The sequence below is a fragment of the Myroides odoratimimus genome (assembly GCF_001485415.1).
Lineage (GTDB): Bacteria > Bacteroidota > Bacteroidia > Flavobacteriales > Flavobacteriaceae > Flavobacterium > Flavobacterium odoratimimum.
This window is the reverse complement of record NZ_BCMQ01000006.1, coordinates 160,065-175,937: the sequence shown is the minus strand read 5'-3', so window position 1 is coordinate 175,937 and position 15,873 is coordinate 160,065. Positions and strand designations below refer to the sequence as shown.

The window sequence follows — 15,873 nt, the reverse complement described above, 5'->3', positions numbered from 1 at the left end:
TTTGTTAGGTATGAAATTTAATTTTGGAACAGGTATTGTTATTGCTATGGGGATTTTTATGGTCTTTATTTTGCAATATGTTATAAGAGTACAGATTGATAGTAAATATGATAATGAACTAGTTACTGAGAATTATTATCAACAAGAAATAGAAGTAGATGGTAAACACGATAGAGAAGTAGCGGCATTGAAACTTGCTACTCCTGTGTCTATTGAGTCTACTAAAGCTGGAGATATATCTATTGTGTTTCCTTCAGATTTTGACGCAAAAAATATTACAGGAAAAATATTCCTATACAGACCGTCTAACCAGAAATTAGACTTTGATATGCCTATATCATTGTCTTCTTCCAATTTGCTCATACCTAACAATACGCTGGTAGACGGTCGTTGGGATATTGCGGTAGAGTGGTCTTATAACGGATCAGATTACAGAAATAAACAAAGTTTAACTGTAAAAAAGGATTAACTAGTGATTACAGCTCTTATTTTTGGACTGATTAGTAGTCTGCATTGCATTGGTATGTGCGGACCTATAGCTATGATGTTGCCAGTTTCTAAGAGTAATGGTACTAAAAAAGCTATGCAGATATTCACCTATCATTTAGGAAGAATATCTGCATATTCTATTTTAGGACTTGTTTTTGGTATGTTTGGTAAAGGTCTTTACTTAGCTGGACTACAGCAGCAGATGTCTATTGTTGTAGGGATTTTAATGATTGTCTTTATATTAATACCACAAAACAAGCTTGGAAACTTTGGCTTTCTAAAGCCTTTTTACTTTGTAGTGAGTAAGATTAAAACTAAACTAGGAGGTCAGTTTAAAAAACAAAATAAAGGGACATTATACTTTATTGGTTTTTTTAATGGCTTTTTGCCATGCGGTATGGTTTATGTCGCATTGTTTGGTGCATTAGCTACACAGAGCGTATCTATGGGAATGCTTTATATGGCTCTATTTGGAGTAGGAACTATTCCTTTGATGAGTTCTATTATTTATGTAAGAGATATGTTTTCTCCTAAAGTAAGAAACGGTATTATGAAGTATTACCCTTATGTTATCGTAATCTTCGGGATGTTGTTTATTATACGCGGTCTGGGATTAGATATTCCTTTTTTATCTCCAGATAATTTAAATCTTTTTGTAAGGGGAGAGGCTGATTGTTAGTTAAGTACAATTTATTTAAAATAAATTGTATAAAATGATGTGACTTTTTTCAGAATTATTGTCTTAAGTGTATAACGATAAGGTCATCAACGATTTTTAATGCTATGAAAAGGAAAAGATATGTTGATTGTTTGTTACTTATAATTTATCGTTATAGTACTTAAAATAAAAGTATAAAATTGCGCTATGAAAGAAAAAAAGCTGACCAGTGGTCAGCTTTTTTTTTATATGCTTAATGACTGCTTTTTAAGATAATCTATAGCATGTCTTCCTTCATTGAATAATAAGTCTAGAATACTTAGATTGTTTAAGTAGCCATGTTTTTCATCAAAAACTTGGATGTATGGAGTGTAGATATTAGTATCTTTCTTACCATTTATTAAAGTTCTCAAATCAGTAATGTCATTACTTACTTCTTTATGGTAGTCTTTAGTTTGTTCATAAGGGAGGTCTATCCCTAAGCAAGAACATAACACTTCATGTATTTGAAGGTTAAGATCTAACATAAACTCTGGTTTTCCTTCAAAAATAGGACGAATCTCATCTTCAAAGTACTCGAAGTAAGGAGAAGTTCTATAAGCAGCTTCTAGGCTCTTAAAATGCTGTTTTTGCCAGCCAAAAGCATGCTCTATTCTTACATCCTTATATTTTTGTTTAAGTTCTTTTGAGTGTTTGATTGGAATATTAAGCATTTGCTTTCCATTAGCACTATAGATGAACGCTCTATTTCTATTGGTTTGTTTTTGAAAGTTATCTTCCATCTCAAATGTTATTTTGTCTGCTTGTAGCATAGCTACAAAGTGGCTGATAGAAGGGAAGTAACTAGGATGAATAAGTATGTTATTCATGTTTTAATTTAATATTTTGAATTCTTTTTTTCTTTTCTCTTTTTGTAAGTATTATAACCTACTAAACCTATCACGGCTACTAAGAAGTAAGGGAAGTAAGAAGTCTGCTTACCATTACCATTCACTGTAGTAAACATTCTATCCCAACGAATCTTATCTAATGCTTTTGACCATGGAACGTATTGATCTATACTTAACCATACAAAAACAGGTTTTCCTACAATGTGATCTTCAGGTACAAATCCCCAATATCTACTATCTTCAGATCTATTTCTATTGTCTCCCATCATGAAGTAATAATCTTGTTGGAAAGTGTATTTATCTGTAGCTACATCGTTGATATAGATTTTATTGTCTCTAACCTCTAATTTATTGCCCTCATATACCTGAATAACTCTTTGGTACATTGGGAAGTTATCAGCATTTAGCGTAACTGTCTCTCCTTTAGCAGGAATATGTAGAGGACCTAAGTCATCATTTGTCCAAGTTTTAGAGTTATGAGGGAATATTACATTAGCATACGCTGCTTGAATATAGGCTTTAGCTTCTTCTGGATATCCTTTTGTAACACTTACTATTTGAGACATAGACTTTAATACTTCTACATTTTCATCTGTTAAAGCGGCGAAGATTAATGTTTTCGGATCATTGTTAAAGTATTCAATACCTTCTCTTGTATCTAATCGTTTTACTAAAGCATTTAGATCTATTGGTGTACCGTCTGTTTTTACAGTATAAGTGCTCTGTAATCTAGCACGATCATTAAGCTTTAATTTCTCATTATTGATGTAAACATCACCATTAACTAACGAAATGTTTTCTCCTGGTAAACCTACAGCACGTTTAACATAGTTTGTTTTCTTGTCGATTGGTTTATCTACAGCAGGTCTTCTAAGTGGATCGTTGAACTGATAAACAGTATCAGTTGGCCAGTTGAACACGACGATATCGTTGTGTTGTATCTTTTGAAAACCAGGTAATCTAAAGTATGGTAAATGTGGTTTCTTTAAGTAAGAATTTTTCTTTGTAAATGGTAAAGTATCATGTACCATTGGTAACGCTACTGTAGTCATAGGAGTTCTTGCCCCATAGTGGAACTTACTTACGAATAAGAAGTCTCCTACTAGTAAAGTTTTTTCTAATGAAGACGTTGGTATGGTATAAGGTTGAATTACATAAGTGTGAATCACTGTAGCAACAACAACTGCAAATAGAATTGAACTAACAGTCTCTCCTGAACTTGTAGCTGCTTTTGTACTTCTGTTTTCTACATATTTTACATCGACAGCATAGTTGATATAATAGATATAAAGACCTAGTGTTACTACTCCTAGTATAGTGTCTACTGTTTTGTTTTTTCCAAAGCTTCTAAGTGTCTCTACCCAAACTACAGGAAACATGATTAAATTCACAATAGGTACAAACAATAAGATAACCCACCATCTAGGACGGTTTATGATTTGCATTAAGACCACAGCATTATATACAGGCACGATAGCTTGCCAGCTTTTCTTTCCAGCTTTTACGTATAATTTCCAAGTTCCAAGAAAGTGTATAACTTGTACTAAAAGAAAAAACAAAAACCATTGAGACATTGTCATAGTTTAGTATTGTTTAATGATTATTAGTGAAGGTAATTATTTTTTTAGATTCAGAACATCTTTCATAGAGAATATTCCTTTTTTATTTTGTATCCATTCAGCGGCTACTACAGCTCCTAGAGCAAAGCCTTCTCTATTATGAGCTGTGTGCTTGATCTCTATCTGGTCGATAGCAGAGTCATAGAATACACTATGCGTACCAGGTACGCTATCTATGCGTTTTGCATCGATATGTATCTGATTAGTATCTGGTGTGTCTAATGTCCACGCTGTATAATCTGTATTTTCGATAATACCATTAGCCAAAGAAATAGCTGTGCCACTAGGAGCATCTAACTTTTGGGTATGGTGTATTTCTTCCATAGATACTTTATAATCATTAAGATTATTCATCATCTTAGCTAAGTAGCTGTTTAACTCAAAGAATAGGTTTACTCCTAAACTAAAATTAGACCCATATAAAAAAGCACCATTGCTTTTTGTACATAGATCTACCATCTTATCATATTCTTCTAACCAACCTGTGGTACCTGATATAATAGGGATATTTAGTTCAAAACAAGTTGTAATATTCTGTACAGCAGCAGAAGGCACACTGAAGTCTATCGCTACATCTGCCTCTTTTAGTCCTTCATAAGTATCAGAACTTCTTTTGCGAAGTACTATTTCGTGGCCTCTTTCTATGGCAATTCTTTCAATGATTTGACCCATTTTGCCATATCCTAATAAAGCAATTTTCATTGGATAAATATTTTAAAAGCGATATTCTACATTTATCGCATATTGGAACTGATTTTGATTCTGAAGATTCATCCTGTCTATCTCAAAGGCAGGCTTAATAGTCAAGTTCTCATTAACGTTGAACTGCATCAAGTGAGCATCTACGTTAGCGTCGATGATACTTAGAACATAAAAACCAACTGTGATTACGACAGATAAGTCTCTATTACGTCTATAGAACTTTTGAGCTTCTAATATACGATCGTTGTCTAATCCTCCAAAAGTAGGATCGTTAGGATCGTTAACACCTTGTAGACGTTTCTTATATTCGTCTCTATATCTATTATACTGTCTTTGGTTATCCATCCAGAAGTATGTAGGTATTCCTATACCTGCATATACTAATGGTACTTTCCAGTATTTCTTATTATAGATTTGACCTACTCCAGGAATAACAGAGGCATAGAATGCCGCACGAGAAGGAGCTACAGGATCTAATGGTTTATAGTCTGCAGACTCTTTTTTCGTAGTAGGTTCATCTTCTTCACTTACAGACTGTGCATAGGTGGGGTGACAGACTGCTCCTATGAAGAATAATAGGATTAATAACTTGTGTTTCACTAATTTTCTAATAGTTTGATAATACGATTTAAGTCTTCTTCAGAGTGGAAAGGAATAGATATCTTTCCTTTTCCATTATTAGAAACTTTAATATCTACTTTTGTTCCAAAGAATTGTCCGAATGATCTCGAATAACTTTCTGGAATATTAAACTCTGTATTTTTCTTAGGTAGAGCAGGTGATACTATACCTCTTAGTTGTTCTTGATATTTTTTTACGATAGCCTCAGTCTCTCTTACAGATAAGTTTTCTGTAATGATTTTGTGATAGATATCTGTCTGTACATCTAAGTCTTCTATATTAATAATAGCACGACCATGTCCCATAGTGATAAATCCATCTCTTATCCCTGTCTGAATGATTGGGTCTAGACGCAGTAGACGCAAGTAATTAGCGATAGTAGAACGTTTCTTTCCTACGCGATCACTTACTTGTTCTTGTGTCAGATTTATTTCTTCCATTAGACGTTGATACGACAGTGCTATCTCGATAGGGTCTAGATCATGACGTTGGATATTCTCTACTAAAGCCATAGTTAGAGACTCATTGTCATTCGCTATACGGATATAAGCAGGCACAGAGTCTAATCCTACTATTTTAGAAGCTCTTAAACGACGCTCACCAGAGATTAATTGATATTTGTTGAACTCAATTTTTCTAACGGTAATAGGTTGTATTACACCTAATTCTCGAATACTTGTAGCTAACTCTTGTAAAGACTCTTCGTTAAAGTTCGTTCTAGGTTGGAATGGATTTATCTCAATAGAGTCTATGTCTAACTCTATAATATTGCCGATTACTTTATCTGCATTATTATCTTCGATTGATCTAATATCGTTATCTGGATCTTTTAATAGAGCCGATAGTCCTCTTCCTAAAGCTTGTTTCTTAATTGCCTTTGCCATAATATTCTAAATAATAATTCTAGAGAAGTCTAACTATTTTTTCGAATAATTTCTTCTGCTAGATTGATGTAATTCGTAGCCCCCTTACTAGTAGCGTCATAGTTAATGATACTTTCGCCAAAGCTAGGTGCTTCACTTAATTTTACATTTCGCTGGATAATAGTATCGAATACCATATCGTTAAAATGTTTCTGTACTTCCTCTACCACTTGATTAGACAAGCGTAAGCGAGAGTCGTACATCGTTAATAACAATCCTTCTATATCTAAATTAGGATTGTGTATTTTTTGAACACTTTTAATTGTGTTTAATAATTTACCAAGACCTTCTAATGCAAAGTACTCACACTGAATCGGAATAGCTACAGAATCAGCAGCTGTCAACGCATTTAAGGTAAGTAGACCTAAAGAAGGAGCACAGTCGATTATGATATAATCAAACTTATCTTTGACAGATTTAAGTGCTTCTTTAAGCATGTATTCTCGGTTTGGTTTATCCACCAACTCAATTTCAATAGCCACTAAGTCAATGTGGGCGGGGATTAGATATACATTCGGAGCTGTACATTCCACAATCGCTTCTTCTGGCGTATTACTGTGCTCTAATATTTCATAAGTACCGATCTCTACAGAGTCTACATCGATTCCTAATCCAGAGGAAGCATTGGCCTGAGGATCTGCGTCTATGATAAGTACTTTTTTCTCTAGTGCTCCTAATGAAGCAGCAAGATTAACTGATGTTGTAGTTTTTCCTACACCACCTTTTTGATTAGCAATAGCAATGATTTTACCCATTTTACCAAAAGAATGTTTTTATAATTGGTAAAAATACGATTATTTGCGACTCTACGAAATCTTATTTATCAACATTTCCCTAAAAACCTTAAAATTCAATATCTTATAAAAATAAATGCCATCTGTGCTATAAATGGCATTTATTCACTAATATCTTTATTTTAATCTAAATATGTTTATGTAATAGTTAATATACTAGTTTTTGCTTTGTATTAAAGAATGACAATGTCAAATTCTTGATTTAGTGGCTCTAATTGTGCAAATAGTGCCTTGATCAGCTGATTTCCATATTCTTTGTAATACACAGAGAAGTTAACGATACGCTCTTGTAGGCTATTATTAGGGAATAGTTCATTCTGTAATAAGGTAATGCGCTCTAGCTTGTCAGCGTGATTTCTTTTCTCAGCGATACGCAGTCTTTTCTCTAAGTTGTCTAACCCTTTTAGTTGTTTGACTTTCTGTGCATTTACTGCTCCTATAAAAGATTTATCCGTTTGTAAAGCTATTTCTTCTAGTGTTTTGAACTGCTCTTCTAAGAACTGGCGTTGTTGTTCAAAATCAAATTGAATAGAAGAGAACTCTTTCGTTTTCGCATTGATTAAGTGACTTTGTTTCATGAACATATCTTTCCAATAGAGTTCTAGTTTATCCATTTTCTCTACTTGTTTAGAAGTCGCTAATAGCACTGAATTTCTCAGTAATAGCATCGGGAAAGTAATCTTATGCAAATCAAATACTTTCTTCAATTCTAACCAGTATGCCAATTCTCCACCACCTCCAGTATAGCATAGATTAGGCAATATTACTTCTTGATATAACGGTCTCAGTATCACATTAGGACTAAAGCATTCTGGGTGATTCTCTAGTTCTGTTAGTATTGCTTCTTTAGTGAAGGTGATAGACGTATTATTTACCTTATATATATCATCTTCATAGATAATTCTTTCTCTCAGATTATCCTGTATATAGAATAAGTTGATATCACGAGGATTGACCTGTATGAAGTATTCTGATAGTGTATCATAGCTTTTTTCAACTTCTTTGATAGCACTTTGATGAAGTAATTCTTCTTTGATATGAGGAGCAAATAACTTTTTCAGTTCAGCGTCATCACCATCTATGATTACCAGTCCGTACTCTGCGAATAGTTCATTCGCTAAGTAACGTGTAGCATCCGTCAGATTATCGTGTTTTAGATAAGCATTTTCGAATAGCTCCTTGATATAAGTAGCATTACTACCTACCCCGATATGAGATTGGAATACTTCATATACTTTATCCAGACCTTCTGTACTTAATCTTCCTACAGGACCTTTGCTCTCTCTGTTCCAGCAAATCACTTTTTCTTCAAATACGAAGTGATTAATTTCTTCGAAGTCGTGATCTTCTGTTGCCATCCAGTACACTGGGACAAAGTTTTCGTTGGGATACTTAGCTTTCAGTTCTTTGGCTAAGTTGATCACAGAGATGATTTTGTATAAGAAGTATAACGGTCCCGTAAATAAGTTTAACTGATGTCCAGTTGTAACTGTAAATGTATTTTCTTTCGCTAATGCGTTTATATGCTCTAAAGTCTTCTCAGAAGTCTTTGTGTTTTTATATTGACTTAACAACGCCTGACAGAGTACACTTCTATGTTCTATCGGATAGTTAGCACGCTTTTCGTCTAACTGTTGTTTAAAGTTTTCTATAGTAGGAAAGTGATTATATAAGTGTTTTAGATTAGCCTCTTGATTAAGGTAATCTACCATTAGTTTTGAAAAATAGCCCGCGTTCTGAAACGTAATTTTGTCTAAAGGCATAGTGTTTATTTTTTGCTAATTTAAACAATAATCAGTTTTTAAATGAAGGTTTAACGTTGTTTAAAGATTAAAGTTTAATTTAAAAAAGGAAACAGAGTAGAAGGCTATTAAGACTAATCTACCAATAAATGAATTGAGAATAAGGTATAAAACATTATTCTTTCCTTACAAAGAACCATCCTTTATAACAATTAAGTTCTCTAATAGGAGCTGTGTGCTGTACAATCTTTATATGCTGATATAGGAGCTGAGGCAGAGAGGCCAATATCTCTGTGACAGCGATATCTATAGTCTCATAATCCTCTTCTGTAGGGACGGTACTTGTATAAACATATAGAGAGATTGTATCTTCTGTATAGTCATAAGCGATAGCCCTGATATGATGATCTATGACACCTAAGAAAGCAGGTATCATGGCTAATAGTATATCTTGTTGTATCATAGTGTATATTTATAAACAGTGCTGAAGGGCATGGAGCACACACTCTTCTAAAGAGGCAAATGATTTACAGTTCTCTTTATATAAGGGAGCTTCCCAGTCATAATTAGAAATAACTTGTACACAGAAATGCCCATCGACATCAAACTCTGGATACCAACCAATATCAAGTAAGGTATGGTTACCAAACTCTGCTTGAAACAAATCTTCTTTTAACTCATCTATTACCTCAGCAGGAGAGCCATTAAAATTTAAATGAGATAAGGTGTCATACGTGATGATACCTTTATGTTTTTCTATAAGTAACTTTATCATTTAGAAGATGTATTTGTATTTGAGCATATTGCTTGTTATTGAACTCGATTTCGGACAATGTCTATTATAATACTTGATATGGTGTTAGAAAATTCATTTTAGTAATTGAATTACCCTGGTTAAAAGTAGTTTATTTTAAAAGAATTATATCTGTTAAAAAATCAATTCATCTTTTGAAGAATAGAAAGCATAAATAAGTGTACAGCTAAAAGTAGGATTATAAATAATAACTGTACAGCCATAGTAGGACGAAATAGCCTTTTTTGATGTGGTCGCATAGTGGTCGGCTAGTGATTGCATAGTGGTCGCATAATTTTAGCCTATTTTAATGCGACCACTATGGTATCACTATCCCATAATATTACTATCATGCTATGCCTTTTTTAGTACGTGAATAGTTGGAGAGGAAGTTTAAGGAGATGGAGAGGTAGGTTACAAAAGGCTTTGTTAGAGAACTATTACTTATTTGAGTAGAATTATTTAGGGTAGAGTAGGCGTTGTCTTATCCCTGATTATAGCTAATTATGTCCTATATCGTGTAGTATGTTATGGTTTATGATTATAGGATTTGATATATAGGGGTTAAAATCTTTTCTTTGGAACAACTAAACTCTTTAACTAGATGATTGCACAAGAAAAGAGATTGTCCTATCAGTATTCATTAGGACATCTGATACTAAATATATTGTTGACCATTCTGTTTTGTAGCATTGCTACAATCAGTCAGGATGTTGGTGATTATTGGTTTGTGATTATAAAGTATGTAATTACGGTGTTAGTTACATGTATAACAGTGAGTCAGGTTATATATCTCTGTACTGCTTATATAAGAGGAGATAAGCTGATACTCAAAAAGTATTTTAGAAGTGAGAAACAGTATACAGCTAAGCAGTTAGTCAATATAAAAAAGTATAATCTTGGACGTATTCACCTCATCATGGTATCTATGAAGAGTGTAGATGGAAGCATAGAAAGATATATGATTATGAATATCTATGCATGGTATGCACAGTCTGTATATGATGCAGAAGAGGAATTGAGTAATTGGTCTAAGAAGTAAAGAACAGTGTTATAACCTGAAGTAGATAGAATAAAAATATCCCCCATTAGAATAGATAAGGTATTGGGAATGGTGATGTAAGTAATCTATAAAAAAGAGAGTTTTGGGAGCATTCTCTTGATATGACAATAATAGATTACCTTACAGGAAATACAATACTTACCTACTAATGAGGGATACGATGTGCGCAGTGCTGGGGAGAACACTGAGTTAGTAAAGACCTTTTATAAACTGATAGTCTTTTTCTTCTTTAATTTCTTTTTTCCACATCTCTTTATTCTTAGAAGAGTAGAGATAGATTTTAATCACCTTAGAAATGATAACACCTGAGATGATCAGTATGGCTAAGATGAGAAATAGTGATATCGTAATGATCATAATCTTCTTATTTAATTTTTAAGATATATTGAGTCAGATCTTCCATATCCGTATCATTGATCTGAGGGAATGGAGGCATCTGTGGTGCATCAGGACGTTTCTTACCTGGAGACTTAATCCACTTGATTAGATCCGTTTTATTGTCTGCATATATTTCTTGCATTTCTGTCACAGGAGGCCCTACTAGTGGTGTCTTCTCTTTATGACAGGCAGCACAGTAGCTATTAAAGACTGCTTTACCCTTAGCTGTATTATCACCAGAAGCTTCGGCAGTAGCTATCGCTTGTTTTTCTTCTTCTTGTTGGTTAGCTGCTTGTTCTCTAGCTTCTTTTGATGCTTGTTCAAATTCGGCTGTCTTTTGAGCCATCAGTTCTCGGTGTGGATTGATAGCATTCGCTCTATAGACATGACGTCCACTTCCCATGAATACGACTACAATCCCCATAGAGATCACTATTCTTCTGAAGTATCTGTCTAGTTGGTCATCTGTACCTCTTAGTGTTTTGATCATATAGTACACTGCGTATACTGCCACTGCTACACCTGATAAGATCACTCCCATCATAGCCCAACTAAATCCTTTGGCAGGTAAAGTAGCCATCACGATAGGACCAAATAGGAATTGAGCTACAGATGCTCCTAACGCTAACTGATACCCAAGACGTTTAACCTTCGCTCTAGTGAATACTTTAAAGTATTCTTCAAAAGGATAGTTCTTACGCCCCATATACCAAGTGATAAATAGACCTGTCAAGGCTAGTGATGCACAGATAAAATGGAAGTATCTCGGGAATACATTTGGCAGGGCTAAAGCAGATAAGAATCCTCTTACACTCATCCATTTCTCAGGGAATAGCATCAGATTGATATTCACTAAGAAGATTAGGGGAATGAATAAGAACATAATCACTGCTAGAGCATTGATAGATATGTGTAACAATTTCATATTCGCCATTGCTTCCCAAGTGTACTTGTGTAAGTAGGTCAATAGGAAAACAATCGCTACCATAGGGATAATCAATATCCACATAATCCCTGTCAAGGAGTTAGCTGTGTAAAAATAAATGGTGTACAGTGCATTAATACTCAGTAGGGGAGCTACCCCTAGTACTACAGCTAATGATTTGTTTACTGTTATTGTCGCAGCTATTTCTTGTGCCAGTACATCGTATTCTTTGTTTTTAAGCCCTTTTATTTCTGCCCATAGCGTGGCTATAGAACCTCCTACCATTAAGTTTACAAACACAATATGTGCTAAGAATGAAACTACTAATAGAATAACTAGTAACCACTCTGGTAATGGTAAGTCTAAGGGTATATCTTTAGGTAATGGAGTATTATTCATTTTTGTTATTGTTTAATTTTTGTTCTATAAAATGTTCTACAGAGTGAGTAGGGTTAAGATGTGCTCCAGCACTCTGCGCCCCTTCTAGTGTCGCACCACTCTGTTGTAAATAGAAAATATAATGGGCTAGTGCATCTAGTTCTTCTTCGTTACCTGGATAAGGAGGCATATAGGTTCTACCGTTGTGCATATTAGGTATATACGCTTTCATCGAGTTGATATCTAAAGGCTTTCCTATTCCATACATTTTTTCGAATACATATATGATAGAGTTAATCCCCTGACTGGTATGACATCGAGAACACGCTATCATAAACACATCTTTACCAGCCTCTAGTTTATTCTCTTCTGTAATCTCTGTGATAGAGGTATAAGTAGAGTGCTTCAGTATACCGTCTCGCTGTAGCAGAGGATAGTCTTCTTCTCTGATCAGGTTAGAGTACATATAGTTACCGATGACATAAGGCTTACGGATAAATTCTCGTACACGTTCGAATATTCCTAAGAAACCAAGCGATAGTACAAAAGGAATAATCACAATGATAAGATTGACTTTCTTAGGTTTCCACAGTGTCCAGATTGCTAACAGAGCTAGTGAGCTAGTTGCTATTAGGATAATGTATTTTAATAAATCATAGTATTTAGCAAAGTCCATAGTACCTACCGCTGTACTCATATTCGCTGTCATCGCATCAGGTATCACGTTATAGTAATAAATAGAAGCTAGAATAGATAGTGGTAACCATAGTAATACCCATATAGCTGTAGTCTTAAGAGCCGTAGGTCTGATAGCACTAGACTTCTTAGTGAACAACATAATCAGTAAGAAACCAAAGGCTCCTGCTACAACCATCGCTGTAGGTGTTCTAAATAATAGCTGAGGTAAGTAAATAGGGTTAGTCAATGCACTTACTAAAGATTGTTCTTGTATCCAGTTACCAGGATCCATCATAAATCCTAATATCGCTACGATAATAGCCATAGTCAGCCATGAGAATCCAGAAAGGAACCAACCGAATCGGATATGGCGTTGTTTAGCACGTAGAGATTTATTAGAGTTCTTCCATGTTAAGAAATAGATCATGATAAAAACTACTTCTAATACGAATACAATCCATTCTGTAAACCATCCCCAGTAGAAAACACGGATTAAACTACCAATAGAGTTAGGACTAATTAGTGCTGCTGAGAACCATATACCGACTCCTGTCATCGCTCCCATCGTGGTCGTGATCACAAAGCCGACCATCATCATACGGTGTACCATCTTATCCCAGGCAAGATCAGTGATGTCTTCTGGTCCACTTTTGACTACTCCTTGTTGTTCTAATAATGTAATATAAGGCAAGAACCCAACGGCTAGCCCATGGTTTATAAATACGTGAATAATCGCTATCATCGCAATGAGGAAACGATCGTTCAACCAGTCTAAATGAAATAGAGGGAAATCCATAATGTATTATTTTTCAGCAAAGTTAGAACCCTACCTACTGAAATATATTACACTAAACGTGGTGATATTTACACTAATCAATTTAGAACAGTGTGATAAAAGCGAATTGTATTTAAGTAATCAATTCTTAGTTCTGTTTTCTGAATTCTTCAGGGGATAGCCCTGTATTCTTTTTAAAGAATCTAGAGAAGTAAGCATTGTTCTTAAAGTCGAGTTCATAAGAGATCTCTGTAATCGATAAATCGGCATTGACCAATAATCGTTTACATTCTAAGATCACTCTGTTACGGATAACTTCACCTGCTGTTATTCCTACTACCTTTTTGCATAAAGAGTTGAGGTGATTAGGAGTGATGTGTAACATATCAGCGTATTCTCCAGGTAATCTCTTCTCTATAAAATGGTCTTCTACTAGCTTCTCAAAATTCTTAATGATGAAGTGTGCACCCTTTGTCTCATTTGGTTCTTCTGGCTCGAATACTTTCTTGACTAAGAATAGCTGTGTCTCTAAGAACAGTTCTAGCATTAAGACTTTGATATAGTCTTTCTGTAAAGGTTGGTTTTCTGTATAGGCATAATACATCTTTTCGAACTTCGTGTGTAGTGTCTCATAGCACTTCTCACAAGAGAACTTAGAGTACTGTGCATTACCTCCGAAGAAGGTAAACTCCTTTAGATAGTTCGGATTAACTAAGAATGTACGCAGAAAGTTATCATTGAAATTGATAAGAAACCCTTTGGTACCAGGTTCGAATTCCCATTTGTGTACTTGCGAAGGGTTGAGATAAAATAAGCATTTCTCCTCAATAGAGAATTTCTCAAAGTCAATAGAGTGTATTCCCTTCCCTTCAGCTACGAAGAGGATTTGATAGAATGCATGTCTGTGAGGAGCAGATACCATATTCGGTCTATTAGAAATAAACTCTTCAAGTCGATATACTACACAGTCTTGTGATATATTATTATTGTCGAGTAGGTTACAGATGTTGTAAATTGGAATACTATTGTTCTCCATATTTCTAATATTTTAGGCAAAGATAGGAATATGTTAAATTCTTTAAATGGTGATTGAATAGAAATAAGTTATGGTGTGATTAAGATTTAGTACTTTAGACTAGTATAATCTGAAATACGAGTTAGGATGGAAATAAAGATAACTACAGAGATAGATGATCATAATGCGATGGCGATTAAGGAGATATTATCTTCTTATAATGTAAGTCATACGACACATTTATCAGATTGTATCAATGAATCACTAGAGATTACTTTAGTAGAAGAAGGAGAGGTGATAGGCGGGATATTAGGACGTTCATTATGGGGAACGCTAGAGATACAGAACCTCGCTGTGAAAGAGAGTTATAGAGGACAAGGCCTTGGTAAGAAACTCATGTTAGCAGCAGAGCGGGTAGCTGTAGAACGCAACTGTAAGTATATATCACTGAATACTTTTTCGTTTCAAGCTTCTGACTTTTACCAATCTCTAGGTTATGAGATTTTCGCAGAAGAGAAGGATTATCCGTTAGGGTATTCTAAGATATATCTGCGTAAGGTGTTGTAGGGAATTATATGTATTGAGTGAGGTCAAGGTACATTTGTCTTGTATCTTTATTTTTATCATTATCTGATAAATATTTGAAACCTAATCTTTCGTAAAACAGCAATGATGTTTGATAAGCATCAACTGTTATAAACTTACAAGCTTGATGTTTATTCATTTCAATAGCATTATTGATTATTGTATTAATGATTACTCTGCCTAAACCTAAACCTTTAAATGTTTCGTCAATAGCTAATCTTCCTATTTTAATAGCAGGAAAGGACTTTAGATGTCGTTTAGGATGAGAAAGGAATGTTTTTAAGAATCGATTAATTGCATTTTTACTTGAAAAGGTAGTATCCTCTACACGTAAACAGTCATTAAAAAGAGTGTAATAAGCAATCGTTCGCTCTTGATTTTCTAAAATAAAAGTAGTGGCTAATAATTCTTTTTTATAGTGTAAAGCTTTCTTAAATAAGAAAGAGTTAAGATCTTTATCTCCGCAGTCAAAAGGTTTTAATTCATGACTTTCTAATAGTAGAAGAAAATTTAGTTTAGAAAAGTCAATAATAGGCATATACTAAACTTTCTTAAATAGTGAGTTTAGTATAGAGGCATCTTTGCGAATTTGTTCTAATCTCGCATTGTCTTTAGGGATAGATTTGTTTGCTTCAATTTGTTTTAGAAAACGAGCAGCATCTTTACCTTTTAGAGTGGGTGTTATTTTAATTGGTTTTGCCATTTTATATGTATTTAATGCAAAGATATATAAAAAGTATTTTATAAAGGTTTAATTGATTGATTAAATGTGTGTTAGGTTTGTTTTTTGAAAAGATTAAAAGTGAAGGATATACAGTTTTTTACTCGGTTGAATAGTAGTATCT

At 34.2% G+C, this 15,873-nt stretch carries 19 protein-coding genes; 4 read left to right on the top strand and 15 right to left on the bottom strand.

Annotated elements, in window-relative coordinates:
* Window positions 1-10: 10 nt before the first annotated feature.
* Both MODO_RS08145 and MODO_RS08140 read left to right on the top strand, forming a co-directional pair.
* Window positions 11-469: a FixH family protein gene (locus MODO_RS08145; protein WP_006257099.1), complete on the top strand. Its 459-nt coding sequence runs from the start codon at window positions 11-13 to the stop codon at window positions 467-469.
* Window positions 470-472: 3 nt separating this feature from the next.
* Window positions 473-1,168 carry a sulfite exporter TauE/SafE family protein gene (locus tag MODO_RS08140; RefSeq protein WP_006260644.1) on the top strand — a complete coding sequence of 232 codons (696 nt, stop codon included), beginning with the start codon at window positions 473-475 and terminating at the stop codon, window positions 1,166-1,168.
* A gap of 224 nt (window positions 1,169-1,392) precedes the next feature.
* Here MODO_RS08140 and MODO_RS08135 read toward each other — a convergent pair whose 3' ends face one another.
* From MODO_RS08135 to MODO_RS08095, 9 genes are all read right to left on the bottom strand, one after another.
* Window positions 1,393-2,016, bottom strand: coding sequence for a WbqC family protein (locus MODO_RS08135; RefSeq protein WP_006257097.1), 624 nt, complete (start codon window positions 2,014-2,016; stop codon window positions 1,393-1,395).
* 8 nt (window positions 2,017-2,024) lie between these two features.
* Window positions 2,025-3,617: a signal peptidase I gene (lepB, locus tag MODO_RS08130; protein ID WP_006260645.1), complete on the bottom strand. Its 1,593-nt coding sequence runs from the start codon at window positions 3,615-3,617 to the stop codon at window positions 2,025-2,027.
* A 36-nt stretch (window positions 3,618-3,653) separates the two neighbouring features.
* Window positions 3,654-4,358, bottom strand: a complete 705-nt coding sequence (dapB, locus tag MODO_RS08125; RefSeq protein ID WP_006260646.1) for a 4-hydroxy-tetrahydrodipicolinate reductase — start codon at window positions 4,356-4,358, stop codon at window positions 3,654-3,656.
* 12 nt (window positions 4,359-4,370) lie between these two features.
* Window positions 4,371-4,958 carry a DUF5683 domain-containing protein gene (locus tag MODO_RS08120; RefSeq protein ID WP_006257093.1) on the bottom strand — a complete coding sequence of 196 codons (588 nt, stop codon included), beginning with the start codon at window positions 4,956-4,958 and terminating at the stop codon, window positions 4,371-4,373.
* Window positions 4,958-5,863: a ParB/RepB/Spo0J family partition protein gene (locus tag MODO_RS08115; RefSeq protein ID WP_006260647.1), complete on the bottom strand. Its 906-nt coding sequence runs from the start codon at window positions 5,861-5,863 to the stop codon at window positions 4,958-4,960. Before MODO_RS08115 ends, MODO_RS08120 begins: the two co-directional genes overlap by 1 nt.
* Window positions 5,864-5,892: 29 nt before the next feature.
* On the bottom strand, window positions 5,893-6,657 hold the full coding sequence (locus MODO_RS08110) for a ParA family protein (protein ID WP_006257090.1): 765 nt from the start codon (window positions 6,655-6,657) through the stop codon (window positions 5,893-5,895).
* Between the two features lie 212 nt (window positions 6,658-6,869).
* Complete coding sequence (gene bshC / locus MODO_RS08105; RefSeq protein WP_006260648.1) at window positions 6,870-8,459, bottom strand: bacillithiol biosynthesis cysteine-adding enzyme BshC; 1,590 nt, start codon at window positions 8,457-8,459, stop codon at window positions 6,870-6,872.
* A gap of 154 nt (window positions 8,460-8,613) precedes the next feature.
* Window positions 8,614-8,901 (bottom strand): MafI2 family immunity protein, encoded by a 288-nt coding sequence (locus tag MODO_RS08100; RefSeq protein ID WP_006257088.1) that lies wholly within the window; start codon window positions 8,899-8,901, stop codon window positions 8,614-8,616.
* Between the two features lie 9 nt (window positions 8,902-8,910).
* A complete protein-coding gene (locus MODO_RS08095; RefSeq protein ID WP_006257087.1) occupies window positions 8,911-9,213 on the bottom strand; it encodes a hypothetical protein in 303 nt (100 codons plus the stop codon).
* Between the two features lie 622 nt (window positions 9,214-9,835).
* Here MODO_RS08095 and MODO_RS08090 point away from each other — a divergent pair.
* On the top strand, window positions 9,836-10,273 hold the full coding sequence (locus MODO_RS08090; protein ID WP_006260649.1) for a hypothetical protein: 438 nt from the start codon (window positions 9,836-9,838) through the stop codon (window positions 10,271-10,273).
* Window positions 10,274-10,483: 210 nt separating this feature from the next.
* On the opposite strand, the gene MODO_RS19465 is transcribed toward MODO_RS08090, so the two are convergent.
* The 4 genes from MODO_RS19465 to MODO_RS08075 all read right to left on the bottom strand — a co-directional run bounded on the left by MODO_RS19465 (window position 10,484) and on the right by MODO_RS08075 (window position 14,464).
* Window positions 10,484-10,651 (bottom strand): hypothetical protein, encoded by a 168-nt coding sequence (locus MODO_RS19465; protein WP_006257085.1) that lies wholly within the window; start codon window positions 10,649-10,651, stop codon window positions 10,484-10,486.
* Window positions 10,652-10,658: 7 nt separating this feature from the next.
* The gene (locus MODO_RS08085; RefSeq protein ID WP_006260650.1) at window positions 10,659-11,996 is read right to left on the bottom strand and encodes a c-type cytochrome; all 1,338 of its coding nucleotides are present in this window, start codon (window positions 11,994-11,996) and stop codon (window positions 10,659-10,661) included.
* On the bottom strand, window positions 11,989-13,449 hold the full coding sequence (locus MODO_RS08080) for a c-type cytochrome (RefSeq protein ID WP_006257083.1): 1,461 nt from the start codon (window positions 13,447-13,449) through the stop codon (window positions 11,989-11,991). The genes MODO_RS08085 and MODO_RS08080 overlap by 8 nt, the downstream gene beginning before the upstream one ends.
* A 127-nt stretch (window positions 13,450-13,576) precedes the next feature.
* Window positions 13,577-14,464, bottom strand: coding sequence for an AraC family transcriptional regulator (locus MODO_RS08075; RefSeq protein ID WP_006257082.1), 888 nt, complete (start codon window positions 14,462-14,464; stop codon window positions 13,577-13,579).
* Window positions 14,465-14,590: 126 nt separating this feature from the next.
* Between MODO_RS08075 and MODO_RS08070 the strand changes: the two genes are divergently transcribed.
* Window positions 14,591-15,010 carry a GNAT family N-acetyltransferase gene (locus MODO_RS08070; RefSeq protein WP_006260651.1) on the top strand — a complete coding sequence of 140 codons (420 nt, stop codon included), beginning with the start codon at window positions 14,591-14,593 and terminating at the stop codon, window positions 15,008-15,010.
* Window positions 15,011-15,014: 4 nt separating this feature from the next.
* On the opposite strand, the gene MODO_RS08065 is transcribed toward MODO_RS08070, so the two are convergent.
* Together MODO_RS08065 and MODO_RS19460 are read right to left on the bottom strand one after the other, a co-directional pair.
* Window positions 15,015-15,566, bottom strand: coding sequence for a GNAT family N-acetyltransferase (locus MODO_RS08065; RefSeq protein WP_006260652.1), 552 nt, complete (start codon window positions 15,564-15,566; stop codon window positions 15,015-15,017).
* Between the two features lie 3 nt (window positions 15,567-15,569).
* Window positions 15,570-15,731 carry a hypothetical protein gene (locus MODO_RS19460; protein ID WP_006260653.1) on the bottom strand — a complete coding sequence of 54 codons (162 nt, stop codon included), beginning with the start codon at window positions 15,729-15,731 and terminating at the stop codon, window positions 15,570-15,572.
* Between the last annotated feature and the right edge of the window lie 142 nt (window positions 15,732-15,873).